The organism is Paenibacillus paridis (assembly GCF_006345825.1).
Classification (GTDB): Bacteria; Bacillota; Bacilli; order Paenibacillales; family Paenibacillaceae; genus Pristimantibacillus; species Pristimantibacillus paridis.
In genome coordinates this window covers 59,078-81,748 of the sequence record NZ_VCIX01000072.1, presented here as the reverse complement: position 1 = coordinate 81,748, position 22,671 = coordinate 59,078, and the positions used below count along the sequence as shown (strand labels likewise).

Sequence of the window (22,671 nt, the reverse complement as noted above, 5' to 3'; positions counted from 1 at the left end):
CCAGCGCCAATGGTACTTAGACCGCAGGGTCTTGGGAGAGTAGGACGTCGCCAAGCACGAGAGACCTATCGCATGTGATGCGATAGGTTTTTTGTTTATATGGATGCTAATTTTATTAGTATTGCAGATATAATCATTGTTCACATACCAAAGGCCTTAGAAGCTCATAAAGAGCCTCTAAGGCCTTTCTGTTAACGGCGGTAATAGGAGGCTTCGCTGGATTGGAGCCTTAAGACGCCGTCCTTCTGCTCTTTACGGAAGGAGAAGGAGAGCAGCATCCGTGGAATCAGCAGCCAGAGATGCCAGCTTACAATGCTGATCATTAATGATTCTTTGATCCATGGGTAAAGTAAGGCGATAGAGCATAAGCCTAACCAGAACATATGGCGATGCACGCGGCGGAAGAGTTGAAGCTTAATATCGTTGGCTGGTTTAAAACCAATCCAAGGAGGAGTAATACGCCATATCCATTTTCGGTCTGCTGCTTCATCTACACGGATAAAGGTTAGTAGTATAATAGCAATATGTATGATTTGAACGACTGCAAAACCGAAAAGCCAGGAGAATAAGCCGTCCATTTGATACATCAATACTTGAAATGCAAGCAAAATGGCTGCAATGAGCAAGTGGCTTTGGATAAGCTCTGGACGAATGATTTTGCGTTTGACTAGCTGATATTGATAGATCGTGGCATTTTGTTGTTCGGACAACTTGTTGCGCATAGTGGAACGTCCTTCCGTATTGAATACAGGTACTCTTCCTAACTATATCGGTTTTTGGAAGCGATCTGTCCATAGTTTCAGTGAAACATTTTGTATCTGTTGTAACCATAAGCCCAGATGACGCATAGGATATATAAATATTTGAAATGTGCTATGAAACAAGTATAAATAGATAGACTATGTGCCATAATAATAGCTATATAGGATCAAAGCAGAAAGCGGGGATTGTCATGAACGATAATCACGAGCATAAATGCAATATTTGCAACGAGCCAAAAGCTGAGGGGCAAGGTATTCGTGTCGTATCCGGCTTTATTTGTGAGACCTGTGAAGAGGAAATGGTAAGAACCGACGTAAAAGATGCCAAATATCCTTTTTTCATTCATCAAATGAAGCAAATTTTTTTAGGAGAAAATGCATGAGCAGCTTCTGATTTTAGAGGTTGCTCTTTTTTTTGTTGGTTCGGTTACAATAGGAATAGTGACCTGATGTTGATTTGAAAGGAATGACCTATTTTAATGAAGCCATTTTATGCGCCGCTATTTGATGCTCTGTTGAAACATGCGGCTAAAGCGCCTGCAGGATTCCATGTTCCTGGCCACCATAACGGACAAGCTATGAAGTTGGTTCTGCCTATAAATGAGCAATCTGAGCATCCTTCTGAATATTTTTATAAAATTATGCAGCTTGATGTTACCGAGCTTTCCACTACAGATGATTTGCATCATCCGGAAGCGTCTATACAGGAGGCGCAGCAGCTGGCTGCGAAAACGTTTGGTACAGACGAGACTTTTTTTTTGGTAGGTGGTAGTACCTCAGGCAACCTTGCTTTGCTGCTAACGCTTTGCGAGCCCGACGATATCGTAATCGTGCAGCGAAATGTACATAAGTCAGTTTTGAATGGGTTAAGGCTTTCTGGAGCGAAAGCAGTGTTCTTGTCTCCTCGTATAGATAAAAATTCAGGTTTGGCGACCGTTCCTGCCTTAGAGCAGGTGGAAGCCGCTCTCGCTTTGTATCCGGAGGCGAAGGCAGTTTTTTTAAGCAATCCTAATTATTACGGTATGGGCATAAGTTTGAGCCGCTATGTTGAAGCTGCGCACCGTTATAACGTGCCTATATTAGTTGATGAAGCTCATGGGGCCCATTATGGGTTTCATGAAGCGTTTCCGAATTCTTCATTGTCTGAAGGCGTAGACGCTGTTGTGCAATCTGCACATAAAACACTGCCCACCTTGACGATGGGAGCACTTCTTCACGTACAAGGAAACCGAATTCCGCTCGATAGCTTGCGGGAAACGTTAGCGATGGTTCAAAGCTCAAGCCCATCATTTCCGATTCTTGCCTCTATTGATATTTCCCGAGCAATGATGGACACGCTAGGACCAATGCTGTTCGATCAGAGTTTGCGATCAGTTAGTTCCTTCCGCAACTGGTTGCGTAACCAGGAGACAACCTTATGCGAGGTTTATTACGATGCCGACACAGCGTCCATGCTGCAGGTGGATCCTTTGCGTGTTGTCTTATACGACGTGAGCGGTCAGCGATCGGGGTTCGAGCTCCAGAAGCTGCTGGAGCAGTATGGATGCTTTGCCGAGATGGCTGATTCGCGATATGTCGTTCTTGTGTTCGGCGTTCAAACGTCTACACAGGATGTCAAAAAGCTCCAGTATGCCATTAAAACGATTAGTGACAGCAGCCATAAGACGGAGAAAAAGCCAAAAGATTTTCAACCACTCAGCATGACGAATGGCTTCGAATGGACGAGTATCCAGCCTGTTTCATTTAAGAAGACAGCGTTTAAGAATAAAGCAATTCAGCGCATACCTTTACAGTTAACCGAAGGCCAGCTATCGGCAGAAATGGTAACCCCATACCCGCCGGGAATCGCCATCCTATACCCAGGAGAGAAAATTACGGCTGCCATGATTGACTATATTCAATATCTATCTGAAGCAGGCGCTAAATTTCAAGGTGCAGGCGATCCTTCGTTAGCCACGATATCTATATTTGCTGAAAAGGCGGATCTTCCGACATGATTTAGTTATTACAGCAAATCTTCATTGTACATGGGGTAGCGCTTTGTTAATATAGAAGAAAGTATAGTTAACATAAACGTTAGGGGCAGTTTTAGCTTGAATAAAGGCATTTTCATTACGATAGAAGGCGGCGAAGGAGCCGGCAAATCGACACTGATTGAGCTGCTTTCGAATAAGATGCATCAAAGGGGCAAATCGGTCATGACGACCAGGGAGCCTGGAGGCATCCTGATTGCAGAACAAATCCGTTCCGTCATATTAGATCGTCAACATATTGCCATGGACGCTAGAACTGAAGCACTGCTATATGCAGCGGCCAGAAGACAGCATTTAGTGGAGAAGGTTTTACCGGCATTAGAGCAAGGGCAAATTGTTATATGTGATCGGTTTGTCGATAGCAGCCTGGCTTATCAGGGGCATGCACGAGGGCTTGGCATGGAGGAAGTATGGGCCATTAACCAATTTGCCATTCAGGAGCTAATGCCTGATTTAACGATTTATATGGATGTTTCGCCTGAGGTTGGCTTAACCAGGATCGCACAGGCATCGGAGAGGGAAATTAACCGATTGGATCTTGAGAAGCATTCTTTTCATGAAAAAGTAAGAGAAGGCTATCAACTGCTGCTTAAGCAATATCCGGATCGAATCGTGTTAGTTAATGCGGAAAAAAGCGCAGATTTGGTGTTCAATGACGTTTTAGCGGCGATTGAAGAGCGTTTTGCAGGATTTTTTGCAACCGATGTCAAACTTTAAGATATACACGATTGCATAGCTGTCCAAGATGAACCTCTCGAGACAGCATTCAAAGCTATGATGCAAGGAGCAATTAGTCAATAACCTATTCTAATAGTAGTCAAGGGGGAATGAAGATGAAATTAGTAATCGCGGTTATTCAAGATAAGGACAGCAACAGATTGTCAAACGCGCTTGTGCGCGAAGGCTTCAGGGCAACAAAGCTGGCAAGTACGGGTGGATTCCTAAGAGCAGGAAATACTACTTTTATGATCGGTATTGAAGATGAGCGTGTTCACGAAGTGCTTCAGGTTATCAATGCAAACTGCAAGGTGCGCGATCAGCTCGTTACCCCGGTATCACCGATGGGTGGTTCAACGGATTCCTATATTCCGTTTCCCGTTGAGGTGCAGGTGGGCGGCGCAGCCGTATTCGTCATACCGGTTGAACGATTTGAGCATTTCTGAATGGGCGTGACATAAGATGAAGATTGACCAAAACTTTCGTCCACTCGGACAAAATCGAGCTAACAATGACACCCAAGCCAAGCAGATTCAGCAGAGGAGCTTCGCAGATGTGATGGTACAGCAGGATGCTGACCGAACGCAGGAGCAACTGCAGCAGAAGCTACAGGATATTCATAGACAAGGTGACCGTTTAGCCAAAGTGATGACGGTGCGCGAGCTGAAGATTTATCGACAGATGATTAAGAAATTTCTAGAGGATACGATCAGACGCGGTGTTGTGCTTAAGGAAGTCAAAGGTTTTGATCGCAGAGGACGTATTAAAAGATATAAACTGCTAGATGAGATTGATGCAACTCTCGTCTCGATGGCCGAGGATTTGCTCGACAGTGAGCAGGGCAGAATCGACTTGCTTAACAAAATCGGCGAGATACGGGGACTTCTTATTAATTTGTTATTTTAATAGGAAGCAGGCAGGGAAAGGTTAGGATTGGCTATGAGCCTTGAACAGATTACAGGGCAATGGAAAGCACAGCGGATATTGAGGCATGCGCTCGAGAGCGGCAAAGTATCTCACGCGTATTTGTTTAACGGCCCATCAGGAACAGGACGCATGGCGATGGCACGTGAATTTGCGAAGGCTTTGTTCTGTACGGCAGAAGGATCCGATGCTTGTGGCGAGTGTCTGGAATGCAGAAAGTTTGAGCATGGCAATCAAACGGATTTAACCGTGATTGTTCCGGATGGCCAATCGATCAAAATCGACCAAATCCGCGAACTCCAAAAGGATTTTTCATATCGGAACAGCGGGACCAAGCGCAAGGTGTATATGATTGAAAAAGCGGACAAAATGACGCTGCAGGCGGCAAACAGTCTGCTAAAATTTTTGGAAGAGCCGTTATCGCCAGTGGTGGCCATATTGATTACGGATAATGGACAAGCCGTGCTGCCTACTATTCGCTCTCGAACGCAATGGGTTCCTTTCTTGCCAATGTCACCAGAAAGTATGCTGCAGGTCTTGATCGATGAGGGAGCACCGTCTACATTGGCAAGGACGGTTGTGCAATTAACATCCGGATTGGACGGTGCAAGACAATTTCTCCAGCAGAATCAGTTTGCAGAAATCAGAACCCTAGTGATACAATTAGGCAAGGAGAGTTTGACCCGATTCACCGCGGCGATGATCACTGCTGGACAACAGCTTTTTAAAACAGATTTAGTGGAGCACATTCAATTGCTGTTGTCGTTGTTAGTTATATGGTTTAAAGATTTGATACAGTTCCAGGCCGGAAGGCAGGACAACATCGTTTTTATAGATCAGTTGGAATGGATAAGCAAGCATGCGTTTAATCGATCGATCGCAGGCTGGGTGTCCTGCATAGAGCATACGCTAGAAGCAAGTAAACGTATGCGCGCAAACGTAACGCCTCAGCTCGCATTTGAGCAACTATTGGTAAACTTACAGGAGGGCTAATTCTTGTATAATGTCATCGGTGTCCGCTTCAAGAAAGCGGGCAAGATCTATTACTTTGATCCGGTCGAGCACCCCGTGGATAAGGAGCAACATGTTATTGTTGAAACCGCCCGTGGGATCGAATACGGTAAAGTGGTGGTGGGACAGAAGCAAGTCGGTGAATCGGATGTCGTTCTTCCTCTTAAGAAAGTGATTCGTATTGCTAGCGATGTTGACGCGAAGGTCGTTGATGAGAATCGTGCAGCAGCCAAAAATGCGTTTTCCACTTGTCTTGAAAAAATTAAGGGTCATCAGCTCCGCATGAAGCTGGTTGACGTTGAATTTACGTTTGACCGCAATAAAATTATTTTTTACTTTACCGCAGAAGGACGTGTCGATTTCCGGGAGCTTGTTAAGGATCTCGCTAGCGTGTTTCGCACTAGAATCGAGCTAAGACAAATTGGCGTTCGAGACGAAGCGAAAATGCTGGGCGGCATTGGCCCTTGCGGAAGAGTGTTGTGCTGTTCCTCTTGGCTGGGTGACTTTGAGCCCGTATCAATTAAGATGGCCAAGGATCAGAACCTGTCGCTTAATCCGACGAAGATATCCGGATTATGCGGCCGTCTCATGTGCTGCCTGAAGTACGAGCATGACAACTACGAAAGCATTCGTGAAGAATTGCCGGCAATCGGCAAATTCGTTGTCACCTCTTACGGAGAAGGTAAAGTAACGGGTATTAACACATCCACTAAGAGTGTGTATGTGCAATTATTTGATACACCAGGTAAACCGAAAGAACTGTCGATGGATGATGTCGTCATCAAATAAGCGGCAGAGTGCGATTCTCACGGGTGAGGTTACACTCACGCTTGAAGCTCTGGGGTGGGAACTTGGAGAAGAACAATATTTTCGCTAAGATGGACGAGCTGGACAATCAAGTAGGTGTCTTTCATAAAGAGCTTACGGACTTGAAGCAGAAGGTAAAAGAGCTGCTTGAGGATAATAAGCGACTAAGTGAAGAGAACAACCAGCTGCGTCAGTTATTTAAGAGAGAAGCCGAGCTGGAGCGTGCAGCAGTTAAAACGCCAGCCAAGAGCAAGAAGTCGGGAGCCAGTCAAGAGGCGGTTCCAGTTCTTACGGACAACGCATTTGTAGATTCGGGCGTTGCTATCGGGGAAGGCCATGATAATCTGACCCGGCTGTACCATGAAGGATTCCACATATGCAACGTATATTACGGGCATTTGCGGACGGAGGGCGACTGTTTATTCTGTCTATCCTTTCTAAATAAATAGTGGAATCCGTATCGACATGCCGTCCTTGCCGCAAAGGGCGGTATTTTTATTAGCCCGGCATACAAGCGTAAACGGCTGCTAACGTCCTTTTAGGGCAACAGCACTTTTCCTAAGTGAAATAGATAACTGCTTTATCGCGTAGGACCTATAAATTCTTATAGCTTAAAGAAGCAATAATACTGAACAAAAACAAAGGAGCGGCTTAACACGTGTCGGAACAAACGATTTTAGCAGACAATGAACGGCTTGATGATTTAATGACGGAATCAGGCTTGAAAATTATACAAAGCCGGGAGGTATTCAGCTTCTCGCTGGATGCGGTTCTGCTCTCGAGGTTTGCCAGTGTGCCCAAGCACGGGCGGATTGCAGATTTATGCACAGGTAACGGGGTCATTCCAATGCTGCTTACGACGAGATCAAACGCAAAGATCGATGCCGTTGAAATCCAGCCGCGCTTGGCAGATATGGCTAGAAGAAGCGTGGCGCTTAATCGGCTTGAGGATCAGATAACGATTATAGAGCAGGATTTAAAATTGTATCCGAAGCAAGCGGGCAATGGCGTTTATGATGCAATAACGGTTAACCCGCCTTATATGCCGGTCACGGCAGGAGAGCAGAATGAAAATGAGCATTATGCGATAGCTAGACATGAAATTCATTGCACGCTGGAGGACGTAGCAGAGGCTTGCTCACGGCTTGTCCGGCCAGGCGGCAAGGTATCCATGGTTCATCGGCCGTCACGCTTGCTTGATATTGTGGAAACGATGCGCAAATGGAGGCTTGAGCCTAAGCGAATTCAATTTGTTCATCCTCATGCGAACGCAGAAGCAAATATGGTATTAATAGAAGCCATGCGGGATGGAAAACCTGATATTAAGCTTCTTCCGCCTATTATGGTGTATGAGAATGGGGTGCAAATCGTTTGAATATACAAAAAAGCTTTTCCGAAGCTGCCAAAGAAAACTCTGGCAGCCTATATTTAGTTGCCACGCCTATAGGAAATTTGGAGGATATGACCTTTCGTGCGATACGAACGCTAAAGGAAGTACAGCTCATCGCGGCTGAGGATACAAGGCAGACGCGCAAGCTGCTTACCCATTTTGAAATTGGGACCCGTATTGTCAGCTATCACGAACATAACAAACGCGCCAGCGGTCCTGAGCTGATTCGGCTGCTGCTTGAAGGGCAATCGATTGCACTTGTCAGCGATGCGGGCCTTCCTGCGATATCTGATCCCGGTGCTGATCTCGTAAGAGATGCCGTCGAGCATAATATTCCCGTCATTCCGATTCCCGGCGCGAATGCCGCATTGTCCGCCCTCATTATGTCAGGTTTGCCAACGGAGAGATTTTTGTTTGCAGGTTTTCCGCCGCGCGAGCGAAAATCATTAACGAAGTGGCTAAAGGACCTGCAAGCGCAAAAAGGGACACTTCTCTTTTATGAATCTCCTCATCGTATTACCAAAACGCTTGAAGCATTGCAGGAGTGCCTGGGAGACCGTTCAATCGCATGTGTTAGAGAGCTGACAAAGCGCCATGAAGAAGCAATTCGCGGACGTGTGTCGGAATGCATGGAATGGTTTGAAGAGCATCCGCCGCAGGGGGAGTTTTGTATCGTTGTGGAAGGTTCGGACGGAATCGGGGCAAGCGAGCAGCCAACTGCAGCGATATGGTGGTCTGAGCTTGATCTTGCTGCGCATGTGGCTCATTACGAAGAGCAATATGACCGCAAGGAAGCGATCAAATTGGTTGCGGTAGATCGCGGATTGCCGAAGCGGGATGTATATAATGAAGTAAATAGATAAATTCATCGCTTGAACCGTTATAAATAGACAAAAAAAGACCTTCCTGGCCGGGTTCAAGCGCAGGAAGGCATCAAGGAGTATAAAAAAGGTTAGAATTAACAAGTTGATAAATATAGTATAACCGATTTTTTTTATTTTGTCACAGGTGTTGGCATTTCTGATAAACAAATGTGGCAAACAATTTTACCTTTGAAGTAAGATACGTTCTCTGCGTTGCCGCAGAAGATACATGCAGGTTCGTATTTTTTGAGCATAATGCGCTCGCCGTCTACGTAGATCTCAAGAGCATCTTTTTCGCCAATACCGAGTGTACGGCGCAATTCGATTGGTATAACGACGCGTCCCAGCTCATCAACCTTACGAACAATACCAGTAGATTTCATCATAATCTATTATTGCCCCTCTCAAAATGTGTTTCGTCATCGTTCGACATACTTTTTACTTTTAGTATTACTATAATACCAACGATTACCATAATAGTCAACTAAGAAAATTGCTCGGAATAGCCGTCGGGATAAGTATTTGACTAGTTACAAGGGTCATATTACTCTGTAATAGAATACAACAGCTTCGACATTTTGGAAACTAAATTACGACACTATTCGACATTAGATTCACTTAATGTGTCGAAAATATGAACAAAGGAGATGAGAGACGATGAAGCAGCAGCTGACCGAAGAGAAGGTTTTTAAGGACCCTGTCCACCATTATATTTATGTGCAGGACCAGACCATTTGGGATTTAATTAATACGAAAGAGTTTCAGCGCTTGCGCAGAATACGTCAATTGGGAACCTCCTACTTGACCTTCCACGGTGCAGAGCACAGCCGGTTTTCCCACTCGCTAGGCGTGTACGAAATTACGCGTAAGATCATATCCCAGTTCGAACGCAATGGCTATCCGGATTGGCCGGCGGAAGAAAGGCTGGTTTCGCTTTGCGCAGCGCTCCTGCATGATGTCGGTCACGGACCATTCTCCCATTCCTTAGAAGAAGTGTTCGACACGGACCATGAAGAATGGACCTGTAAAATCATATTAGAGGATACAGAAATCAACCAAATCCTGCGTGCGGTTTCTGAGCAATTCCCTGCACAGGTAGCTGCGGTTATTCAGAAAAATTACCCGAAACCGATTGTCGTAAGCCTTATTTCAAGCCAAATGGATGCTGACCGCATGGATTATTTGCTTAGAGATGCTTATTTTACGGGCGTAAATTACGGAACCTTTGATTTAGAACGTATCTTGCGTGTATTGCGTCCTTATAAAGGGCAAATTGTAGTCAAAGAGAGCGGGATGCACGCCGTTGAGCATTATCTGATGTCCCGTTATCAGATGTATTGGCAGATTTACTTCCATCCGGTGACGAGAAGTTCGGAAATCATTTTACGCCAAATATTTCGTAGAGCACAGGAGCTTTATGTGGGTGGCTATGTTTTTGACTGGATGCCGGCACCCTTTAAAGGGTTGCTTCATAATACGATTACGGTGCAGGATTATTTGAAGCTGGACGAAGCGCTGGTACAGACGGCTTTCATGCAATGGGCAGATGAGAAGGATACGCTGCTAAGCGATCTTTGCGATCGTTTTCTAAACCGTCGTTTATATAAGTACATAACGATCGATAATCCTGATGAAGCACAGTTAAATGAGATCAGTAATTGCTTTTCTTCTATAGGAATGGAACCGGAGTATCATATGGAGATTGATTTCCCGTTTGATCTGCCATATGACGTGTACCGCCCCGACAAGAAAGAGGGAGAAAAGCAAGAAAAAGCGCCGATTTTGTTGTTAGACGGACAGGACGAAGTAAGCGAAATATCTGCCAAATCCGACATTGTTCGCTCGATTACAGGCCTCCATCAAGGGGAATATCACTTGTATTATCCAGAAGAGCCGCTCAAAAAAAATATTCATCTGCTATCCGAAAAAATGAAAAAATTATTCAAATTGAACTAAAGGAGCCTTACATCAATATGACATTACTATTTGATACACATACCCATTTAGATTCGTACAAGTTTGACGAGGACCGGGAAGCGGTTATTCAGCGCGCCAAAGATGCCGGTGTTCATATGCTCGTTAATATAGGATTCAACCGCGAGACGATTCCGACGACGATGGCGCTTGCCGAGAAGTATGATTTTATCTATGCAGCGGTTGGCTGGCATCCGGTGGATAGCATCGATATGCTGCCTGAGGATTTAGAGTGGATTGAGCGGCTATGCGCACATGAAAAAGTGGTAGCTATTGGCGAGATTGGACTGGACTACCACTGGGACACTTCTCCGAAGGATGTTCAGCAGCGCGTATTCAGGGAACAAATTCGTCTTGCGCGCAAGGTAGGAAAACCCATTGTTATCCATAATCGGGAAGCTCACGAGGATGTAATTCGCATTCTTCAGGAGGAAAATGCAGCAGAGGTTGGCGGGGTTATGCACTGCTTCTCGGGCAGTTACGAAACCGCTAAGCAATGTTTGGATATGAACTTCTATATCTCGTTTGGAGGACCGGTTACTTTCCAAAATGCAAGGGTTTCCAAAGAGGTTCTTAAACAGGTTCCACTGGACCGTATTTTGATTGAAACCGATGCCCCGTATTTGGCTCCTCATCCATTCCGAGGGAAGCGAAATGAGTCCGCTTATGTGCTTCGGGTTGCAGAGACGGCAGCCGAATTATTGGGCAAAACCGTCGAAGAAATAGGCGCAATTACGACCGAAAACGGAAAAAAATGTTTTGGTATTGTCTGAAATCGAGAGAATTGAAGAGAATGGAAGACCTTTATCGCGTAAAAACTAATTTTTATAGCGAATATCGCTTATTTTTTCCGTCTTTATCCACCTTTTTCGCTTAAATCGTCTTTTATCGTATCTTTACAATTGACCTCGTATGAGGGTATGATTCATCTCAGAGCATTAAATTTTTGTATTGGATTTCCAGTTTACGCTTAATCTCCAATTGGAGAGCGGGGGAACCGAATACGGGTTTTTGCACCGTATTTTGAAATTCTTCAGGGGTGAATTTCGGAAGCTTTGCCATGAGCATTGCATTTCGAATAGGGCGACTCTCTTGCCCGAATCCGTCAGCTAACCTCGTAAGCGTTTATAGAGAGTGATCAACCTCGTGCATCCATTTTTCTGTATCCCAGTGTAGTTAATGACCGGGAAGCCACGAAACAGATCCTCTGTCGACGGCTTCTTTTTATTTTCGAATAATCGGGAATTTGTCGACATAGGGATAAAAGATGGAGGTGGGAGGATCGATAGCAGTACTGGATTGCGTGCTTGCACGCCAATATACTATAGTCGCGTCAGTTGTATCATGCGTAACACTTGGCGGCGGGGCTATGAAGGAGGACCGATGAAGTGGGAATACTCCAGGTTAAGGACACCCATGGGAAACGATCATCCAGCATGTCTTTCGCATTGCGATGGAAGCGTGAAAACTTGCGTTTGATTCTTTTGAGTGCTACTATCTCAATCGCTATGACTTTCATGTTTTTGGTGTTGTTGTACGGAACGGCTGTCAAAAGCGTCTCCGTAGTAGTGAACGGACAAGAAACCGTTGTTGAAACGAAACAATGGGTCCTGCAACGCCTACTGGATGAACAAGCTATCGCAATTGGACCACATGATGAGGTGTCCATACCGCTAAATGCGGCAATAAAGGACGGAGATCGCATTGAGGTCACTCATGCGGTACCGGTAATTGTGAAAGCTGATGGCAAGACCTCTACTGTGTACACGACAGAGAGAACAGTGCAGGCGGCGATCGAGGAATTAAATATTCCAGTTCGTAAACAAGATAAAGTAATGCCTCCGCTTGAAACGGTAGTTGATACGGAAGTAACGGTAACGGTCGTGCGCGTGGACACCAAAGTGTCTGAAACCGAGCGTACCATGCCGTACTCTATCGTGAAGAAACAAGATCCGAATTTGGAAGCGGGCAAGGAAAAGCTCGTGCAAACCGGTAAAGAAGGACTCATTGTCGAACATATCGAGAAGCAGTACGAGGACGGAATTCTGATTTCGAAGAAGATGGTCAGCAAAGTGGTCGAGACAGCCGCGGTTGATCAGGTTGTTGCGATCGGAACGAAGAAGGCTGAGCCTAAAGTTACTGTGCTCTCGAGCAAGAGCCCAAGCGTTTCAACGCTTACGAAGAGCGGTGTATCGTTTAAGGCGAAGTCCGTACTTAAGAACGTCACGCTGACGGCTTATTCGGCAGGCGTCGCTTCGACTGGCAAAGATGAAGATCATCCGGATTATGGAATTACCGCATCGGGCGTCAGGGTGAAAGAGGGACGAACCATAGCGGTTGATCCCAAGATCATTCCGATCGGCTGGTGGGTTTATATTGAAGGAATCGGTTTCCGCCGTGCTGAAGATACAGGCAGCGCGATAAAGGGAAATAAAATCGATGTTTACTTTGATAGCAACAAAACAGCAAATAAGTTTGGCCGCAAGAAAGGCTTTACGGTATATGTGCTAGGGCCTAATAAGCCAACGGCCAGCTGATGAATGGGGTTACCATCATCTTATCGTAATTTTTAATTAAATATGCCATCATAAGGAGAGGCAACGCCTCTTCTTTTTGCATGTTTGCGGGGATAATAGTTCATAAGATGAAGGGAATGGTCTTGATGATCAAAGAGATCATTGTCGTAGAAGGAAAAGATGATACGGTAGCGATAAAACGAGCGGTAGCCGCGGACACCATAGAGACGAATGGCTCGGCCATTGGCGAGGATGTGCTAAGGAGAATTGCGCTGGCGAATGAACGCCGCGGCGTAATCATCTTTACCGATCCCGACCATGCGGGGGAACGCATTCGTAAAATCGTGGCGCGCCACGCGCCTGGCTGCAAGCATGCTTTTTTGCCTCAGGAGAAAGCTTTGTACAAAGGGGACATTGGCATTGAGAATGCTAGTCCAGAAGCGATACGCACAGCGCTCTCGGAGCTTCGGACGGAAACGGCAGATGAAGCGGGAGAGATTAGCTGGGAGGACTTGATGGGTGCTGGCCTAATTGTACATCCGGAAGCATCAAACCGACGACTTGTCATGGGGAAGCTGCTCGGTATTGGATATGCGAACGGCAAGCAGTTCTATAAGCGTTGTACAAGCTTCCGCATTAGCAAGGCTGAATTTACTGAGGCTTACCGGCAGATGGAAAAGGAACTGGAGGAATAGCGCAATGAGCAGTCAAGAGCATATAGAGCAGCAAAGCAAGGATCAGCCGGCTAAAATAGAAGTGGGCACGCCCAAGCGTACCAAGGAGATAATTGCGAAGTATGGCTTCTCTTTCAAGAAAAGCCTAGGTCAAAATTTTCTAATCGATCAAAACATACTTAATAATATCGTTGCAGCTGCCGAACTTGACGAGACAAAGGGTGCGCTGGAGATTGGACCAGGCATCGGTGCGCTTACACAGCGGCTTGCACAGGCTGCTGGCAAGGTTACGGCCGTAGAAATCGATAATCGCTTAATTCCGATACTCAAAGAGGTTCTGGCTGATCAGGAGCATACGACAGTCATCCATGGCGACGTACTTAAGCTTGACCTAAAGCAGCTATTGGAGGAGCAATTTGCCGGGGTATCTGGCGTGAGTGTCGTTGCTAACCTGCCTTATTATGTTACGACGCCGATTCTAATGAAGCTGCTTGAGGAGCGACTGCCGCTTGAGCATATTGTTGTTATGATTCAGAAGGAAGTAGCCGAGCGTATGGCGGCGAAGCCAGGCGGCAAGGAGTACGGCAGTCTTAGCGTTGCCGTCCAGTACTATTGCGTGCCTAAGCTGGTCTGCACAGTGCCTCATACGGTGTTTATTCCACAGCCGAACGTCGATTCAGCTGTGATTAAGCTATCCTTGCGTGATAAGCCGGCGGTTGATGTGCCAGACGAGGATCATTTTTTCCGTGTGGTACAAGCGAGCTTCGCACAGCGCCGGAAAACATTAGCGAACAATCTTACTGCATTCGTAGGCAAGGAGCGCCGTGAAGCATTAACGGAGATGCTTCATAAGAACGACATAGACCCGATCAGGCGTGGGGAGACGCTTTCGCTTGAGGAATTTGCTCGGATCAGCCGCAGCATGCTAGAAGCGGGCTGGGGCGCTTAGGCGGTTCCGGCATAAAATACTCACCTTTCTCGCCTCATGCCCATAGGATAGACGAAGAGGTGATTTACCCATGAAGCAAGGGGACCTGGTCGTCCGCAAATCGTATGGCGGTGACGTGCTATTCAAGGTTGAAGATGTTCGTACACATACTGCCGTTCTGAAGGGCACGGACTACCGATTGCTTGCGGATGCTCCGATTCCTGATCTGTCGGTTGTAAGCGACCCAGAATCGACAAGAGCGGTGCAGCAAGTTCGAATTAAAGTCAATGATTCACTGAAACGTATGCATTCGGAGCGCGAACGTCAAGCTATGGAGAATGAGGATAGCATTCGACATGCGTTGCAGCAGAGCCAGCCATTTTTTGAGGTGCCCGGAAAGGTGCTTCATCTTGATGGAGATGGTAATTATTTGAAAAAGAGCATGCAACTGTATAATACGATGCATGTTCCTTCTCATGGACTTCATGTACATGAATCCCAAATGGCTGATGTTCTCTACCGACTGCTTCCGCAGATTCAACCGGATATTGTCGTCATAACCGGTCATGACGGTGTCTTGAAGAATCGCGCGCAAATGGATCTCTACAGTCTCAGCAGTTATAAAAATTCGCAGCATTTTGTTAATGCGGTTCGCGTTGCCCGTGATTACGAAAAAAACCGCGACGGTCTGATCGTCATAGCGGGAGCGTGCCAATCCCATTTTGAAGCGCTGCTGCAGGTAGGCTCCAACTTTGCAAGCTCGCCTGGCCGGATATTGATTCATGCGCTCGATCCTGTTTATATAGCCATTAAAGCAAGCTATACGTCAATCAAGGATACGATTAACTTGGCTGATGTTATACACGGCACAATAAGCGGTATAGACGGCGTAGGAGGCATTGAGACAATGGGCCGCTTTAGGGTAGGTTTGCCTAAGCCCAAGATAACTTCATCCTCTTCCGTATTGAAGCAATAGATCATTTTAGAGCTGGCTGAAAGATAAGAAGCAAAAATGAAAAGACATAAAAAATTGCTTTTCAGCTTCAATTTGTGCTTTTATTTTGAAGCAACTTCTTAATATGTATATAATTTGCTCGCTTATGCATGGTTTTTTAAAAAATGGGTGAATTCACCGTTGACAAGTAAATATTCCGGCTGATATAATATTTTGCTTTGTTTGACAAACCTCCTCTTTTTGGTTATAATGGACAAGGAAAGAGGTGGTAGTGGACAATGGCAAAAAATGCGCTATTGGATATTAAACGCAGTTTGGAAGCTCATGTTGGCTCCAAAATCCGTCTTCGAGCGAACGGTGGCCGACGAAAGACCATCGAACGAACCGGTACGTTGGAAGAAACCTACCCTTCTGTTTTCATTGTTAAGCTGGATGAAGAGCAACACGCTTTCAAGCGCGTTTCATACAGCTATGCGGACATACTGACAGAGTCGGTAGAAGTGACCGTATGCAATGATGAAGGTCAAGTCCGTATCGCCCATTTGCAACATTAGATGATATATAGCCTAGTCAGGCATGTGAGCGCAGAGATCTCTGCGCTCTTTTTTTGTTTCACTTATATGGAGAAGAATAGGCCGCTTATGCATTTGCGTTGCCCGATGATTGATGTATGGTCCAATGCCGGTTGAAGCATACTACTTGAGCAATAGTAACAGCCGTATATGCTTGATCAATGTTAAATTGGATTCGGAGGTCATGAAGATGGGGCGCAGAAGACGGGGGATCATGTCAGAGCAGTTGAAATATGAGCTGGCCAAGGATCTTGGATTTTATGATACGGTGCAGCAAGAAGGCTGGGGCGGTATACGCGCGAAGGACGCAGGCAATATGGTGAAACGCGCGATACAGCTGGCGGAACAGGCTGCGGCTAAATCAAATCAGCCTTAATAGCCATGCCATATTCAGTATGTAAAAGCTAAGCAGAGGACAGCCGAAAATGATCGGTTTGTCATCTCTTAGCTTTTATTGCGTTGGTTTGATATAATGATGCTTAAGCTTACGAACGAACGGGTGAACTTATCGGATGAAAATTTATGAAAAAGCTCCAGCCAAAATTAATTTATTGCTCGACGTGCTCCGCAAGCGTGATGACGGCTACCATGAGGTAGAAATGATCATGACTATGGTTGACCTTGCCGACCGTCTTGAAATGGAAGAGCTCCCTAGAGATACGATTATTATTTCAAGTCAGGTTGGTTACATACCGTTAGACGAGAAGAACCTGGCATTCCAAGCGGCCAGGCTTATTAAAGAACGTTATCATGTGAAGCAGGGCGTTTATATTCACTTGGACAAGAAAATTCCGGTCGCGGCAGGACTTGCTGGCGGCAGCAGTGATGCTGCGGCTGCGCTGAGAGGCCTTAACCGGCTTTGGAAGCTTCAGATCCCTGAGGACGAGCTGTGCACGCTTGGAGCTGAGCTAGGCTCTGATGTTCCTTTCTGTGTGACGGGAGGCACAGCCATCGCCCGCGGCCGCGGAGAGAAGCTAGAGCATATCGCCAATCCGCCTCAATGCTGGGTAGTTCTAGCTAAGCCGCCAATTAACGTATCGACGGCCGATGTGTACGGGAGATTTCGGGCGAACGAGCTCAAGGAGCATCCATCGATCTCTAATATGGTCAGCGCGCTTGAGCGTGGTTCATTTACAGATATTTGTGATGGGCTTGGCAACGTCCTGGAGAACGTTACGCTCGACCTATACCCTGAGGTTATGCAGCTGAAGGAAAGCATGATCCGTCTAGGGGCCGACGGGGTCCTCATGTCCGGAAGCGGACCGACCGTATTCGGCCTAGTTTCGAAGGAAGCCAAGCTTCCCCGCATTTATAATGGGCTCCGGGGCTTCTGTAAAGAAGTATATGTGGTAAGAATGCTAACATAGGACTGACGTTCTTCTTGATTAAATCCGTATAAAAATGTTATATTGACATTATATTATTCGGATTTAGTGGGGGGAGATGTGTTTGAAGAAGTTGAAACGGAGCTCGCGGTTGGTAGAAATGACCCAATACCTGTTAAGTCGACCCCACACGTTAATTTCACTTACAGCATTTGCTGATCGATATCAATCGGCAAAGTCTTCAATTAGTGAGGACCTAGCGATTATTAAAGAAGTGTTTGAGGAAGAAGGCATTGGCGAGCTTCATACACATGCGGGAGCTGCAGGCGGAGTTAAGTATACGCCAAAAATGCAAGAAACGACGGCTCTTACCATTATGACGAGCATATGCCGCCAGTTAGAGCAGCCTGAGAGGGTTCTTCCCGGCGGTTATTTGTATATAACGGATATGCTAGGCCAACCGGAGCTGCTGGCGGATGTCGGCAGAATGTTTGCGACCGCGTTCGCGGATCGGAAGATCGATGTCATTATGACGGTAGAAACGAAGGGAATACCGCTTGCGTATGCAACGGCTTCTTGTTTGAATATACCGGTAGTTATCGTGCGTCGGGATAATAAAGTGACCGAGGGCTCGGCAGTAAGCATCAACTATGTGTCAGGCTCAACGAAACGCATTCAGACGATGTCATTGGCTCGCAGGGCGCTTAAAGAGCAATCGCGCGTTTTGATTATTGACGACTTCATGAAGGCTGGCGGGACGATTCAGGGCATGATGGATTTGCTGTTTGAATTCAAGGCTACGGTAGCAGGCGTAGGCGTTTTTGTGGAATCTGGCGAAGTAGAGCTAGAAGAGCGGCTTCTTGAGGATTATGTATCGCTTGCCAAGCTTACGGCTGTTGATATGAAGACGAAGCAAACGACCGTCGTACCGGGTAATTATTTTAAAGCATAGCAGGTCGTATCCGAGACCGACCACATCTTGTTAGGAGAGGCTGGGACCATCATGACAACGAAGCAGCAGCTTCAAGTAATTGCTACGGACAAAGCTCCGGCAGCAATTGGACCATATTCGCAAGCGATCAAGCTTGGAGGATTATTATTTACTTCGGGACAAATTCCGCTCGATGCGGCAGGGCAGCTTGTCGATGGCGGTATTGAGGAACAAACCCATCAAGTGTTTCGTAATTTGGAAGCCGTGCTTGAGGCTGCGGGTGCCAGCTTTCAGGATGTTGTTAAAGCAACGGTCTTTATGAAAGACATGAACCAATTTGCGACTGTCAACGGCATCTATTCTTCTTATTTCGGAGAGCATAAACCAGCCCGTTCAGCCGTAGAGGTTGCGAGGCTGCCAAAGGATGTTCTTGTCGAAATAGAGGTCATTGCATCGACAATTGTCGAATGAAAACGAAAAAGATTCAAATACAAAAAAATATTTTAAATAGAGCATGATTTTACCAAAAATGTAGAAGGAATTGGCACAAAAACGTGGAAGTATACACCAAGTCTCTGATAGACAAAGGTGGTGAACACAAGTGCAAATTACTGATGTCAGACTCCGCCGTGTAAATTCCGAAGGGCGTATGAAGGCGATCGCATCCATTACTATTGATAATGAATTCGTTGTTCACGATATTCGTGTCATCGACGGAAACAATGGTATGTTCGTTGCAATGCCAAGCAAACGTACTCCGGATGGAGAATTTCGGGATATCGCTCATCCGATCTCTTCAACCACCCGGGAGAAAATCCAGGCTGCTGTTCTCGCTGAATATGAGCGTGCAGCAGAAGAAGTTGCGATTGAAGAAGGAGCTTAACCAAGCATTTCTTGTTTTTGGGGTTGTAAGAAAAGAGGGCCATGGCTCTCTTTTCTTTTTTTTGAGCAGAGAAGCGCCCCGGTTCAAAGTCTGGATTAGGCGTAACGCGCTTGGAAATTAAGTCACATATTCGTATAATGGAATATAGTAAAGTATATGCTTAGGCCTTACATTCTCTATATTTGTCTGAGTGAAACGCGCCGCGCTGACAACGGTCGGCGATCTTCATAAAATTAATAGTTTGCTATTAGTAGCATGTATTGCTTAAACTATCATTCATAGTATGTTTAGGGGGTCTTGGATTTGAAAGTTATGGCTATTGTGCTTGCAGCGGGACAGGGCAAGCGAATGAAGTCGAAATTATATAAAGTGCTGCATCCGGTATGCGGTAAGCCGATGGTTTCTCATGTGCTGGATGTAGTGAAAGAAGCAAAAGCGGAGCGTTCAGTAGTTATCGTTGGCTACGGGGCGGAAATGGTTAAGTCGTATTTGGGAGATGGCGCGGAGTACGTCTTGCAGGAACAGCAGCTCGGTACGGGCCATGCGGTCCGTCAAGCTGAGGCTTTGCTAGGCAGTGAGGACGGCACGACTATCGTCATTTGCGGCGATACACCTCTGGTACAGGCATCGACAATCAGCGCGATGCTTGAGCTGCACGCAAGTAGCGGTGCGGCTGGAACCGTGCTTACAGCGGCATTTGCAGACCCTACAGGTTATGGACGGGTGATTCGGAGCGCGGACGGCACGGTACAGCGTATCGTAGAGCAGAAGGATTGCTCGCCGGAAGAGGCGGCTGTAAACGAAATCAATACGGGTACGTATTGCTTTGATAACAAGAAACTATTCGCAGCCCTCGCAAACGTGACGAGCAACAACGCGCAGGGTGAATTTTATTTGACAGATGTAATAGGCCTATTCCGCGAATCTGGAGAATCTGTTCAGGGTTATTGCACGGCTGACCTAGCTGAAGCCATTGGCGTGAATGACCGCGTTGCCCTGGCTGAAGCGGAGCGTTTCATGCGTGAACGCATAAACCGCAACCATCTGCTCGGCGGGGTTACCCTTATTGATGCTTCATCGACGTACATTGAAGCGGGAGTTCAAATCGGAGCGGATACGGTTATTTATCCGGGAACGGTATTGCGCGGTTCAACGGTAATCGGAGAAGACTGCGTAATCGGTCCGCAAGCGGATATTACGGACAGCACGATTGGCAATGGGGCATCGATTAAATATTCCGTTGTTGCGGAATCGGTTGTTGGGGATGAAAGCACAGTTGGTCCTTACGCGAATCTGCGTCCAGGCTCAAAGCTTGGCAAGGGCTGCAAAATCGGCGATTTCGTCGAGCTGAAAAACGCTACGCTGGACGATGGAAGCAAAGTGTCGCATCTGAGCTATGTTGGCGATGCTAAAGTAGGCAAAGATGTTAATATCGGCTGCGGAGCTATAACCGTCAATTACGACGGCTACAATAAGTTTGTGACGGAGATTGGCGACAACGCCTTTGTCGGCAGCAACGTCAATTTGATCGCTCCCGTAAAAATAGGCGATGGCGCTTATGTTGTTGCGGGCTCAACGGTTACGCATGACGTGCCTGCTGGCGATCTCGCGATTGCACGCGAGCGCCAAGTGAATAAAGCAGGCTATGCGGATAAGATCCGCGGCCGGGCAAAAGCCAAAAAAGAGAAGAAGCAGCAATAGACAATAGGCAATGATATACGAGAAGCAGAAGCAAATTCGAAACCATGAATTTGCTTCTGCTTTTTTTGTGCTGAGTGATTCGACCAAGCCTGATTAATAACGTTACTTTACAATTTTTCATGGAGTAAAGTTTAACCTTTCGCCAAAGTGGGTAAGTTATAGGGAATTCAAAAAACGAAGTAAGTTTTGCTTCACAAAACCGAGTGTATGCTTACGAAGTAAGTTTTGCTTCACAAAACCGAGTGCATGCTTACGAAGTAAGTTTTGCTTCACAAAACTTTAGGAGGTAATCAATATGGCGATAGCTATGAATGCGGATCAACGAACTGGTACGACGAAAGGTGAATTGCGCCAATTGCGGCTCCAAGGTAAAGTTCCCGGCGTCATCTATGGAAAACAATTAAGTAATGCCGCGCAGGTGACGGTGGATAGCAAGGAGCTGCAATCGCTGCTTCGTTCCCATCCCAACGCGGTGCTTGAAATAAATGTGCCGTCACACGGCAAAACATCGGTTATGATTTCAGAGATTCAACGTGATTCTCTAAATCGCCAAGTGCTTCATGTCGATTTTCATCAAATCAACATGAACGAAAATGTAAAAGCCAATGTCCGCATTCAAGCCGAAGGGGATTCCCAAGGCGTGAGAGAAGGCGGCGTACTGCAAGTGGTTATGCATGAGCTGGAGGTTCAGTGCTTGCCTAACAACATCCCGGATGCAGTTACAGTAGACATTTCTTCGCTGGCGGTGGGAGAGAGCGTGCTGGTCAGCGATTTGAAGCTGCCTAAGGGCGTAGAATTAAGTGCTGACCCGGAGCAAGTGGTGCTGACAATTCTTGCGCCGCAGAAGGAGCTTACGGAGGAAGAGGCGGAGGATGCTGCCGTGGAGCTTGCCGAAGCGGAGTCTCGTTCAAAAGAAGAGCAGCTTGAAGGCGTTAAGAGCCTGTAAGCTGCTCGTCATTCTAAATAATAACCGGCGCCGTTCCTCTCAGGACGGCGCTGTTTGATGATTGTTCAACCACTGGCGACTCCAGCCGTTTACGCTTACAATAGATTATGATACATTTGACCGTAAAGAAGGAGTGGAGTAAGCCATGAAGTGGATTGTTGGACTAGGAAATCCCGGCACCGCTTATCAAGGAACCCGGCATAATGTCGGTTTTATGGTGATTGATGAGCTGGCCAAGCGTTGGGGAATCAGCGTAACGCAAAGCAAATGCAAAGCTTTAATCGGGGAAGGCAATGTACAGGGCACGAAAGTGATCCTGATTAAACCGATGACATATATGAATTTATCCGGCGAATCCGTCCGGTCGTTTATGGATTATTTTAAAGCCGATTTGGCGGATGGGGTCATTGTCTATGATGATCTTGACACGGAGATCGGCAAGCTGAGACTGCGTTACCAAGGGAGCGCAGGTGGCCATAACGGAATCAAGTCGCTGATTCAGCATCTGGGTACGCAGACGTTCGACCGTGTTCGGATGGGGGTCTCGCGTCCGCTGCCGGGCATGAATATTGCGGATTACGTTCTGTCTTCTTTTCCAAAAAGTGAAAGGGACAAGCTCGAAACCATGATCGCGGATGCTTGTGACGCTATTGAGTTCAGACTTAAGGCGCCATTTGAAGAAACGATGGCAAAGTTTAACCGATAATCTGTTAGTTTGCGATATTGCGGGCATACTGAAGGGTATAACGACCGTTCAGGA

Annotated in this window: 27 protein-coding genes and 1 riboswitch; of the genes, 25 read left to right on the top strand and 2 right to left on the bottom strand. The window is 46.4% G+C overall.

Annotated features, from left to right (window positions below; genetic code table 11):
• Positions 1-191 precede the first annotated feature (191 nt).
• Entirely contained in the window at positions 192-722 is a 531-nt protein-coding gene (locus tag FJQ58_RS05620) for a transposase (protein ID WP_139991450.1), read from the bottom strand.
• Between the two features lie 230 nt (positions 723-952).
• On the opposite strand from FJQ58_RS05620, the gene FJQ58_RS05615 reads away from it, so the two are divergent.
• The 10 genes from FJQ58_RS05615 to rsmI all read left to right on the top strand — a co-directional run bounded on the left by FJQ58_RS05615 (position 953) and on the right by rsmI (position 8,506).
• Complete coding sequence (locus tag FJQ58_RS05615) at positions 953-1,144, top strand: sigma factor G inhibitor Gin (RefSeq protein ID WP_139991449.1); 192 nt, start codon at positions 953-955, stop codon at positions 1,142-1,144.
• A 96-nt stretch (positions 1,145-1,240) separates the two neighbouring features.
• On the top strand, positions 1,241-2,758 hold the full coding sequence (locus tag FJQ58_RS05610) for an aminotransferase class I/II-fold pyridoxal phosphate-dependent enzyme (RefSeq protein ID WP_139991448.1): 1,518 nt from the start codon (positions 1,241-1,243) through the stop codon (positions 2,756-2,758).
• Between the two features lie 96 nt (positions 2,759-2,854).
• Positions 2,855-3,511 carry a dTMP kinase gene (gene tmk / locus FJQ58_RS05605; RefSeq protein ID WP_139991447.1) on the top strand — a complete coding sequence of 219 codons (657 nt, stop codon included), beginning with the start codon at positions 2,855-2,857 and terminating at the stop codon, positions 3,509-3,511.
• 116 nt (positions 3,512-3,627) lie between these two features.
• Positions 3,628-3,957 (top strand): cyclic-di-AMP receptor, encoded by a 330-nt coding sequence (locus FJQ58_RS05600; RefSeq protein WP_137186827.1) that lies wholly within the window; start codon positions 3,628-3,630, stop codon positions 3,955-3,957.
• Between the two features lie 16 nt (positions 3,958-3,973).
• Positions 3,974-4,417, top strand: coding sequence for a YaaR family protein (locus FJQ58_RS05595; protein WP_139991446.1), 444 nt, complete (start codon positions 3,974-3,976; stop codon positions 4,415-4,417).
• 33 nt (positions 4,418-4,450) lie between these two features.
• Positions 4,451-5,428: a DNA polymerase III subunit delta' gene (gene holB, locus FJQ58_RS05590; protein ID WP_139991445.1), complete on the top strand. Its 978-nt coding sequence runs from the start codon at positions 4,451-4,453 to the stop codon at positions 5,426-5,428.
• A 3-nt stretch (positions 5,429-5,431) separates the two neighbouring features.
• Entirely contained in the window at positions 5,432-6,235 is an 804-nt protein-coding gene (locus FJQ58_RS05585; protein WP_139991444.1) for a PSP1 domain-containing protein, read from the top strand.
• A 62-nt stretch (positions 6,236-6,297) separates the two neighbouring features.
• Positions 6,298-6,702: an initiation-control protein YabA gene (locus tag FJQ58_RS05580; RefSeq protein WP_139991443.1), complete on the top strand. Its 405-nt coding sequence runs from the start codon at positions 6,298-6,300 to the stop codon at positions 6,700-6,702.
• Between the two features lie 257 nt (positions 6,703-6,959).
• Complete coding sequence (locus FJQ58_RS05575) at positions 6,960-7,628, top strand: tRNA1(Val) (adenine(37)-N6)-methyltransferase (protein WP_139991455.1); 669 nt, start codon at positions 6,960-6,962, stop codon at positions 7,626-7,628.
• Positions 7,625-8,506 (top strand): 16S rRNA (cytidine(1402)-2'-O)-methyltransferase, encoded by an 882-nt coding sequence (gene rsmI / locus FJQ58_RS05570; RefSeq protein WP_139991442.1) that lies wholly within the window; start codon positions 7,625-7,627, stop codon positions 8,504-8,506. The genes FJQ58_RS05575 and rsmI overlap by 4 nt, the downstream gene beginning before the upstream one ends.
• A 131-nt stretch (positions 8,507-8,637) precedes the next feature.
• Here the strand turns inward: rsmI and FJQ58_RS05565 are convergent, their stop codons facing one another.
• Positions 8,638-8,892, bottom strand: coding sequence for an AbrB/MazE/SpoVT family DNA-binding domain-containing protein (locus FJQ58_RS05565; RefSeq protein WP_028609554.1), 255 nt, complete (start codon positions 8,890-8,892; stop codon positions 8,638-8,640).
• A 271-nt stretch (positions 8,893-9,163) separates the two neighbouring features.
• Here FJQ58_RS05565 and FJQ58_RS05560 point away from each other — a divergent pair, with 271 nt between their 5' ends.
• The 15 genes from FJQ58_RS05560 (at position 9,164) to pth (ending at position 22,617) form a co-directional block, all read left to right on the top strand.
• Positions 9,164-10,462, top strand: coding sequence for an HD domain-containing protein (locus FJQ58_RS05560; RefSeq protein WP_139991441.1), 1,299 nt, complete (start codon positions 9,164-9,166; stop codon positions 10,460-10,462).
• Between the two features lie 17 nt (positions 10,463-10,479).
• A complete protein-coding gene (locus tag FJQ58_RS05555) occupies positions 10,480-11,253 on the top strand; it encodes a TatD family hydrolase (RefSeq protein WP_139991440.1) in 774 nt (257 codons plus the stop codon).
• A gap of 184 nt (positions 11,254-11,437) precedes the next feature.
• A riboswitch (cyclic di-AMP (ydaO/yuaA leader) is annotated at positions 11,438-11,620 on the top strand.
• Between the two features lie 248 nt (positions 11,621-11,868).
• Entirely contained in the window at positions 11,869-13,017 is a 1,149-nt protein-coding gene (locus tag FJQ58_RS05550) for a 3D domain-containing protein (protein ID WP_238403827.1), read from the top strand.
• A gap of 125 nt (positions 13,018-13,142) precedes the next feature.
• Positions 13,143-13,691, top strand: coding sequence for a ribonuclease M5 (gene rnmV, locus FJQ58_RS05545; RefSeq protein WP_139991453.1), 549 nt, complete (start codon positions 13,143-13,145; stop codon positions 13,689-13,691).
• 4 nt (positions 13,692-13,695) lie between these two features.
• Complete coding sequence (rsmA, locus tag FJQ58_RS05540; RefSeq protein ID WP_139991439.1) at positions 13,696-14,619, top strand: 16S rRNA (adenine(1518)-N(6)/adenine(1519)-N(6))-dimethyltransferase RsmA; 924 nt, start codon at positions 13,696-13,698, stop codon at positions 14,617-14,619.
• Positions 14,620-14,689: 70 nt separating this feature from the next.
• Positions 14,690-15,574, top strand: a complete 885-nt coding sequence (gene yabG / locus FJQ58_RS05535) for a sporulation peptidase YabG (RefSeq protein WP_139991438.1) — start codon at positions 14,690-14,692, stop codon at positions 15,572-15,574.
• A 257-nt stretch (positions 15,575-15,831) separates the two neighbouring features.
• Positions 15,832-16,107, top strand: a complete 276-nt coding sequence (veg, locus tag FJQ58_RS05530; RefSeq protein WP_076338501.1) for a biofilm formation stimulator Veg — start codon at positions 15,832-15,834, stop codon at positions 16,105-16,107.
• 208 nt (positions 16,108-16,315) lie between these two features.
• Positions 16,316-16,501, top strand: coding sequence for a small, acid-soluble spore protein, alpha/beta type (locus tag FJQ58_RS05525; RefSeq protein WP_139991437.1), 186 nt, complete (start codon positions 16,316-16,318; stop codon positions 16,499-16,501).
• 136 nt (positions 16,502-16,637) lie between these two features.
• Positions 16,638-17,492, top strand: coding sequence for a 4-(cytidine 5'-diphospho)-2-C-methyl-D-erythritol kinase (gene ispE / locus FJQ58_RS05520; protein ID WP_139991436.1), 855 nt, complete (start codon positions 16,638-16,640; stop codon positions 17,490-17,492).
• Positions 17,493-17,574: 82 nt separating this feature from the next.
• Positions 17,575-18,402, top strand: a complete 828-nt coding sequence (gene purR, locus FJQ58_RS05515) for a pur operon repressor (protein ID WP_139991435.1) — start codon at positions 17,575-17,577, stop codon at positions 18,400-18,402.
• Positions 18,403-18,453: 51 nt separating this feature from the next.
• Entirely contained in the window at positions 18,454-18,852 is a 399-nt protein-coding gene (locus tag FJQ58_RS05510) for a RidA family protein (protein ID WP_139991434.1), read from the top strand.
• Between the two features lie 130 nt (positions 18,853-18,982).
• Complete coding sequence (gene spoVG, locus FJQ58_RS05505) at positions 18,983-19,264, top strand: septation regulator SpoVG (protein WP_028609566.1); 282 nt, start codon at positions 18,983-18,985, stop codon at positions 19,262-19,264.
• A 303-nt stretch (positions 19,265-19,567) separates the two neighbouring features.
• On the top strand, positions 19,568-20,965 hold the full coding sequence (gene glmU / locus FJQ58_RS05500; RefSeq protein ID WP_139991433.1) for a bifunctional UDP-N-acetylglucosamine diphosphorylase/glucosamine-1-phosphate N-acetyltransferase GlmU: 1,398 nt from the start codon (positions 19,568-19,570) through the stop codon (positions 20,963-20,965).
• 295 nt (positions 20,966-21,260) lie between these two features.
• Positions 21,261-21,911 (top strand): 50S ribosomal protein L25/general stress protein Ctc, encoded by a 651-nt coding sequence (locus tag FJQ58_RS05495; protein ID WP_139991432.1) that lies wholly within the window; start codon positions 21,261-21,263, stop codon positions 21,909-21,911.
• A gap of 145 nt (positions 21,912-22,056) precedes the next feature.
• Complete coding sequence (gene pth / locus FJQ58_RS05490; RefSeq protein WP_139991431.1) at positions 22,057-22,617, top strand: aminoacyl-tRNA hydrolase; 561 nt, start codon at positions 22,057-22,059, stop codon at positions 22,615-22,617.
• The last annotated feature ends 54 nt before the right edge of the window (positions 22,618-22,671 follow it).

What these genes read in the sequence shown, in the direction of transcription:
- FJQ58_RS05620 (WP_139991450.1), bottom strand. Translation starts at nt 722, where the DNA reads ATGCGCAACAAGTTGTCCGAACAACAAAATGCCACGATCTATCAATAT.
- FJQ58_RS05615 (WP_139991449.1), top strand. Translation starts at nt 953, where the DNA reads ATGAACGATAATCACGAGCATAAATGCAATATTTGCAACGAGCCAAAA.
- FJQ58_RS05610 (WP_139991448.1), top strand. Translation starts at nt 1,241, where the DNA reads ATGAAGCCATTTTATGCGCCGCTATTTGATGCTCTGTTGAAACATGCG.
- FJQ58_RS05600 (WP_137186827.1), top strand. Translation starts at nt 3,628, where the DNA reads ATGAAATTAGTAATCGCGGTTATTCAAGATAAGGACAGCAACAGATTG.
- FJQ58_RS05595 (WP_139991446.1), top strand. Translation starts at nt 3,974, where the DNA reads ATGAAGATTGACCAAAACTTTCGTCCACTCGGACAAAATCGAGCTAAC.
- holB (WP_139991445.1), top strand. Translation starts at nt 4,451, where the DNA reads ATGAGCCTTGAACAGATTACAGGGCAATGGAAAGCACAGCGGATATTG.
- FJQ58_RS05575 (WP_139991455.1), top strand. Translation starts at nt 6,960, where the DNA reads ATGACGGAATCAGGCTTGAAAATTATACAAAGCCGGGAGGTATTCAGC.
- FJQ58_RS05565 (WP_028609554.1), bottom strand. Translation starts at nt 8,892, where the DNA reads ATGATGAAATCTACTGGTATTGTTCGTAAGGTTGATGAGCTGGGACGC.
- FJQ58_RS05560 (WP_139991441.1), top strand. Translation starts at nt 9,164, where the DNA reads ATGAAGCAGCAGCTGACCGAAGAGAAGGTTTTTAAGGACCCTGTCCAC.
- FJQ58_RS05555 (WP_139991440.1), top strand. Translation starts at nt 10,480, where the DNA reads ATGACATTACTATTTGATACACATACCCATTTAGATTCGTACAAGTTT.
- rnmV (WP_139991453.1), top strand. Translation starts at nt 13,143, where the DNA reads ATGATCAAAGAGATCATTGTCGTAGAAGGAAAAGATGATACGGTAGCG.
- rsmA (WP_139991439.1), top strand. Translation starts at nt 13,696, where the DNA reads ATGAGCAGTCAAGAGCATATAGAGCAGCAAAGCAAGGATCAGCCGGCT.
- yabG (WP_139991438.1), top strand. Translation starts at nt 14,690, where the DNA reads ATGAAGCAAGGGGACCTGGTCGTCCGCAAATCGTATGGCGGTGACGTG.
- veg (WP_076338501.1), top strand. Translation starts at nt 15,832, where the DNA reads ATGGCAAAAAATGCGCTATTGGATATTAAACGCAGTTTGGAAGCTCAT.
- FJQ58_RS05525 (WP_139991437.1), top strand. Translation starts at nt 16,316, where the DNA reads ATGGGGCGCAGAAGACGGGGGATCATGTCAGAGCAGTTGAAATATGAG.
- ispE (WP_139991436.1), top strand. Translation starts at nt 16,638, where the DNA reads ATGAAAATTTATGAAAAAGCTCCAGCCAAAATTAATTTATTGCTCGAC.
- FJQ58_RS05510 (WP_139991434.1), top strand. Translation starts at nt 18,454, where the DNA reads ATGACAACGAAGCAGCAGCTTCAAGTAATTGCTACGGACAAAGCTCCG.
- FJQ58_RS05495 (WP_139991432.1), top strand. Translation starts at nt 21,261, where the DNA reads ATGGCGATAGCTATGAATGCGGATCAACGAACTGGTACGACGAAAGGT.
- pth (WP_139991431.1), top strand. Translation starts at nt 22,057, where the DNA reads ATGAAGTGGATTGTTGGACTAGGAAATCCCGGCACCGCTTATCAAGGA.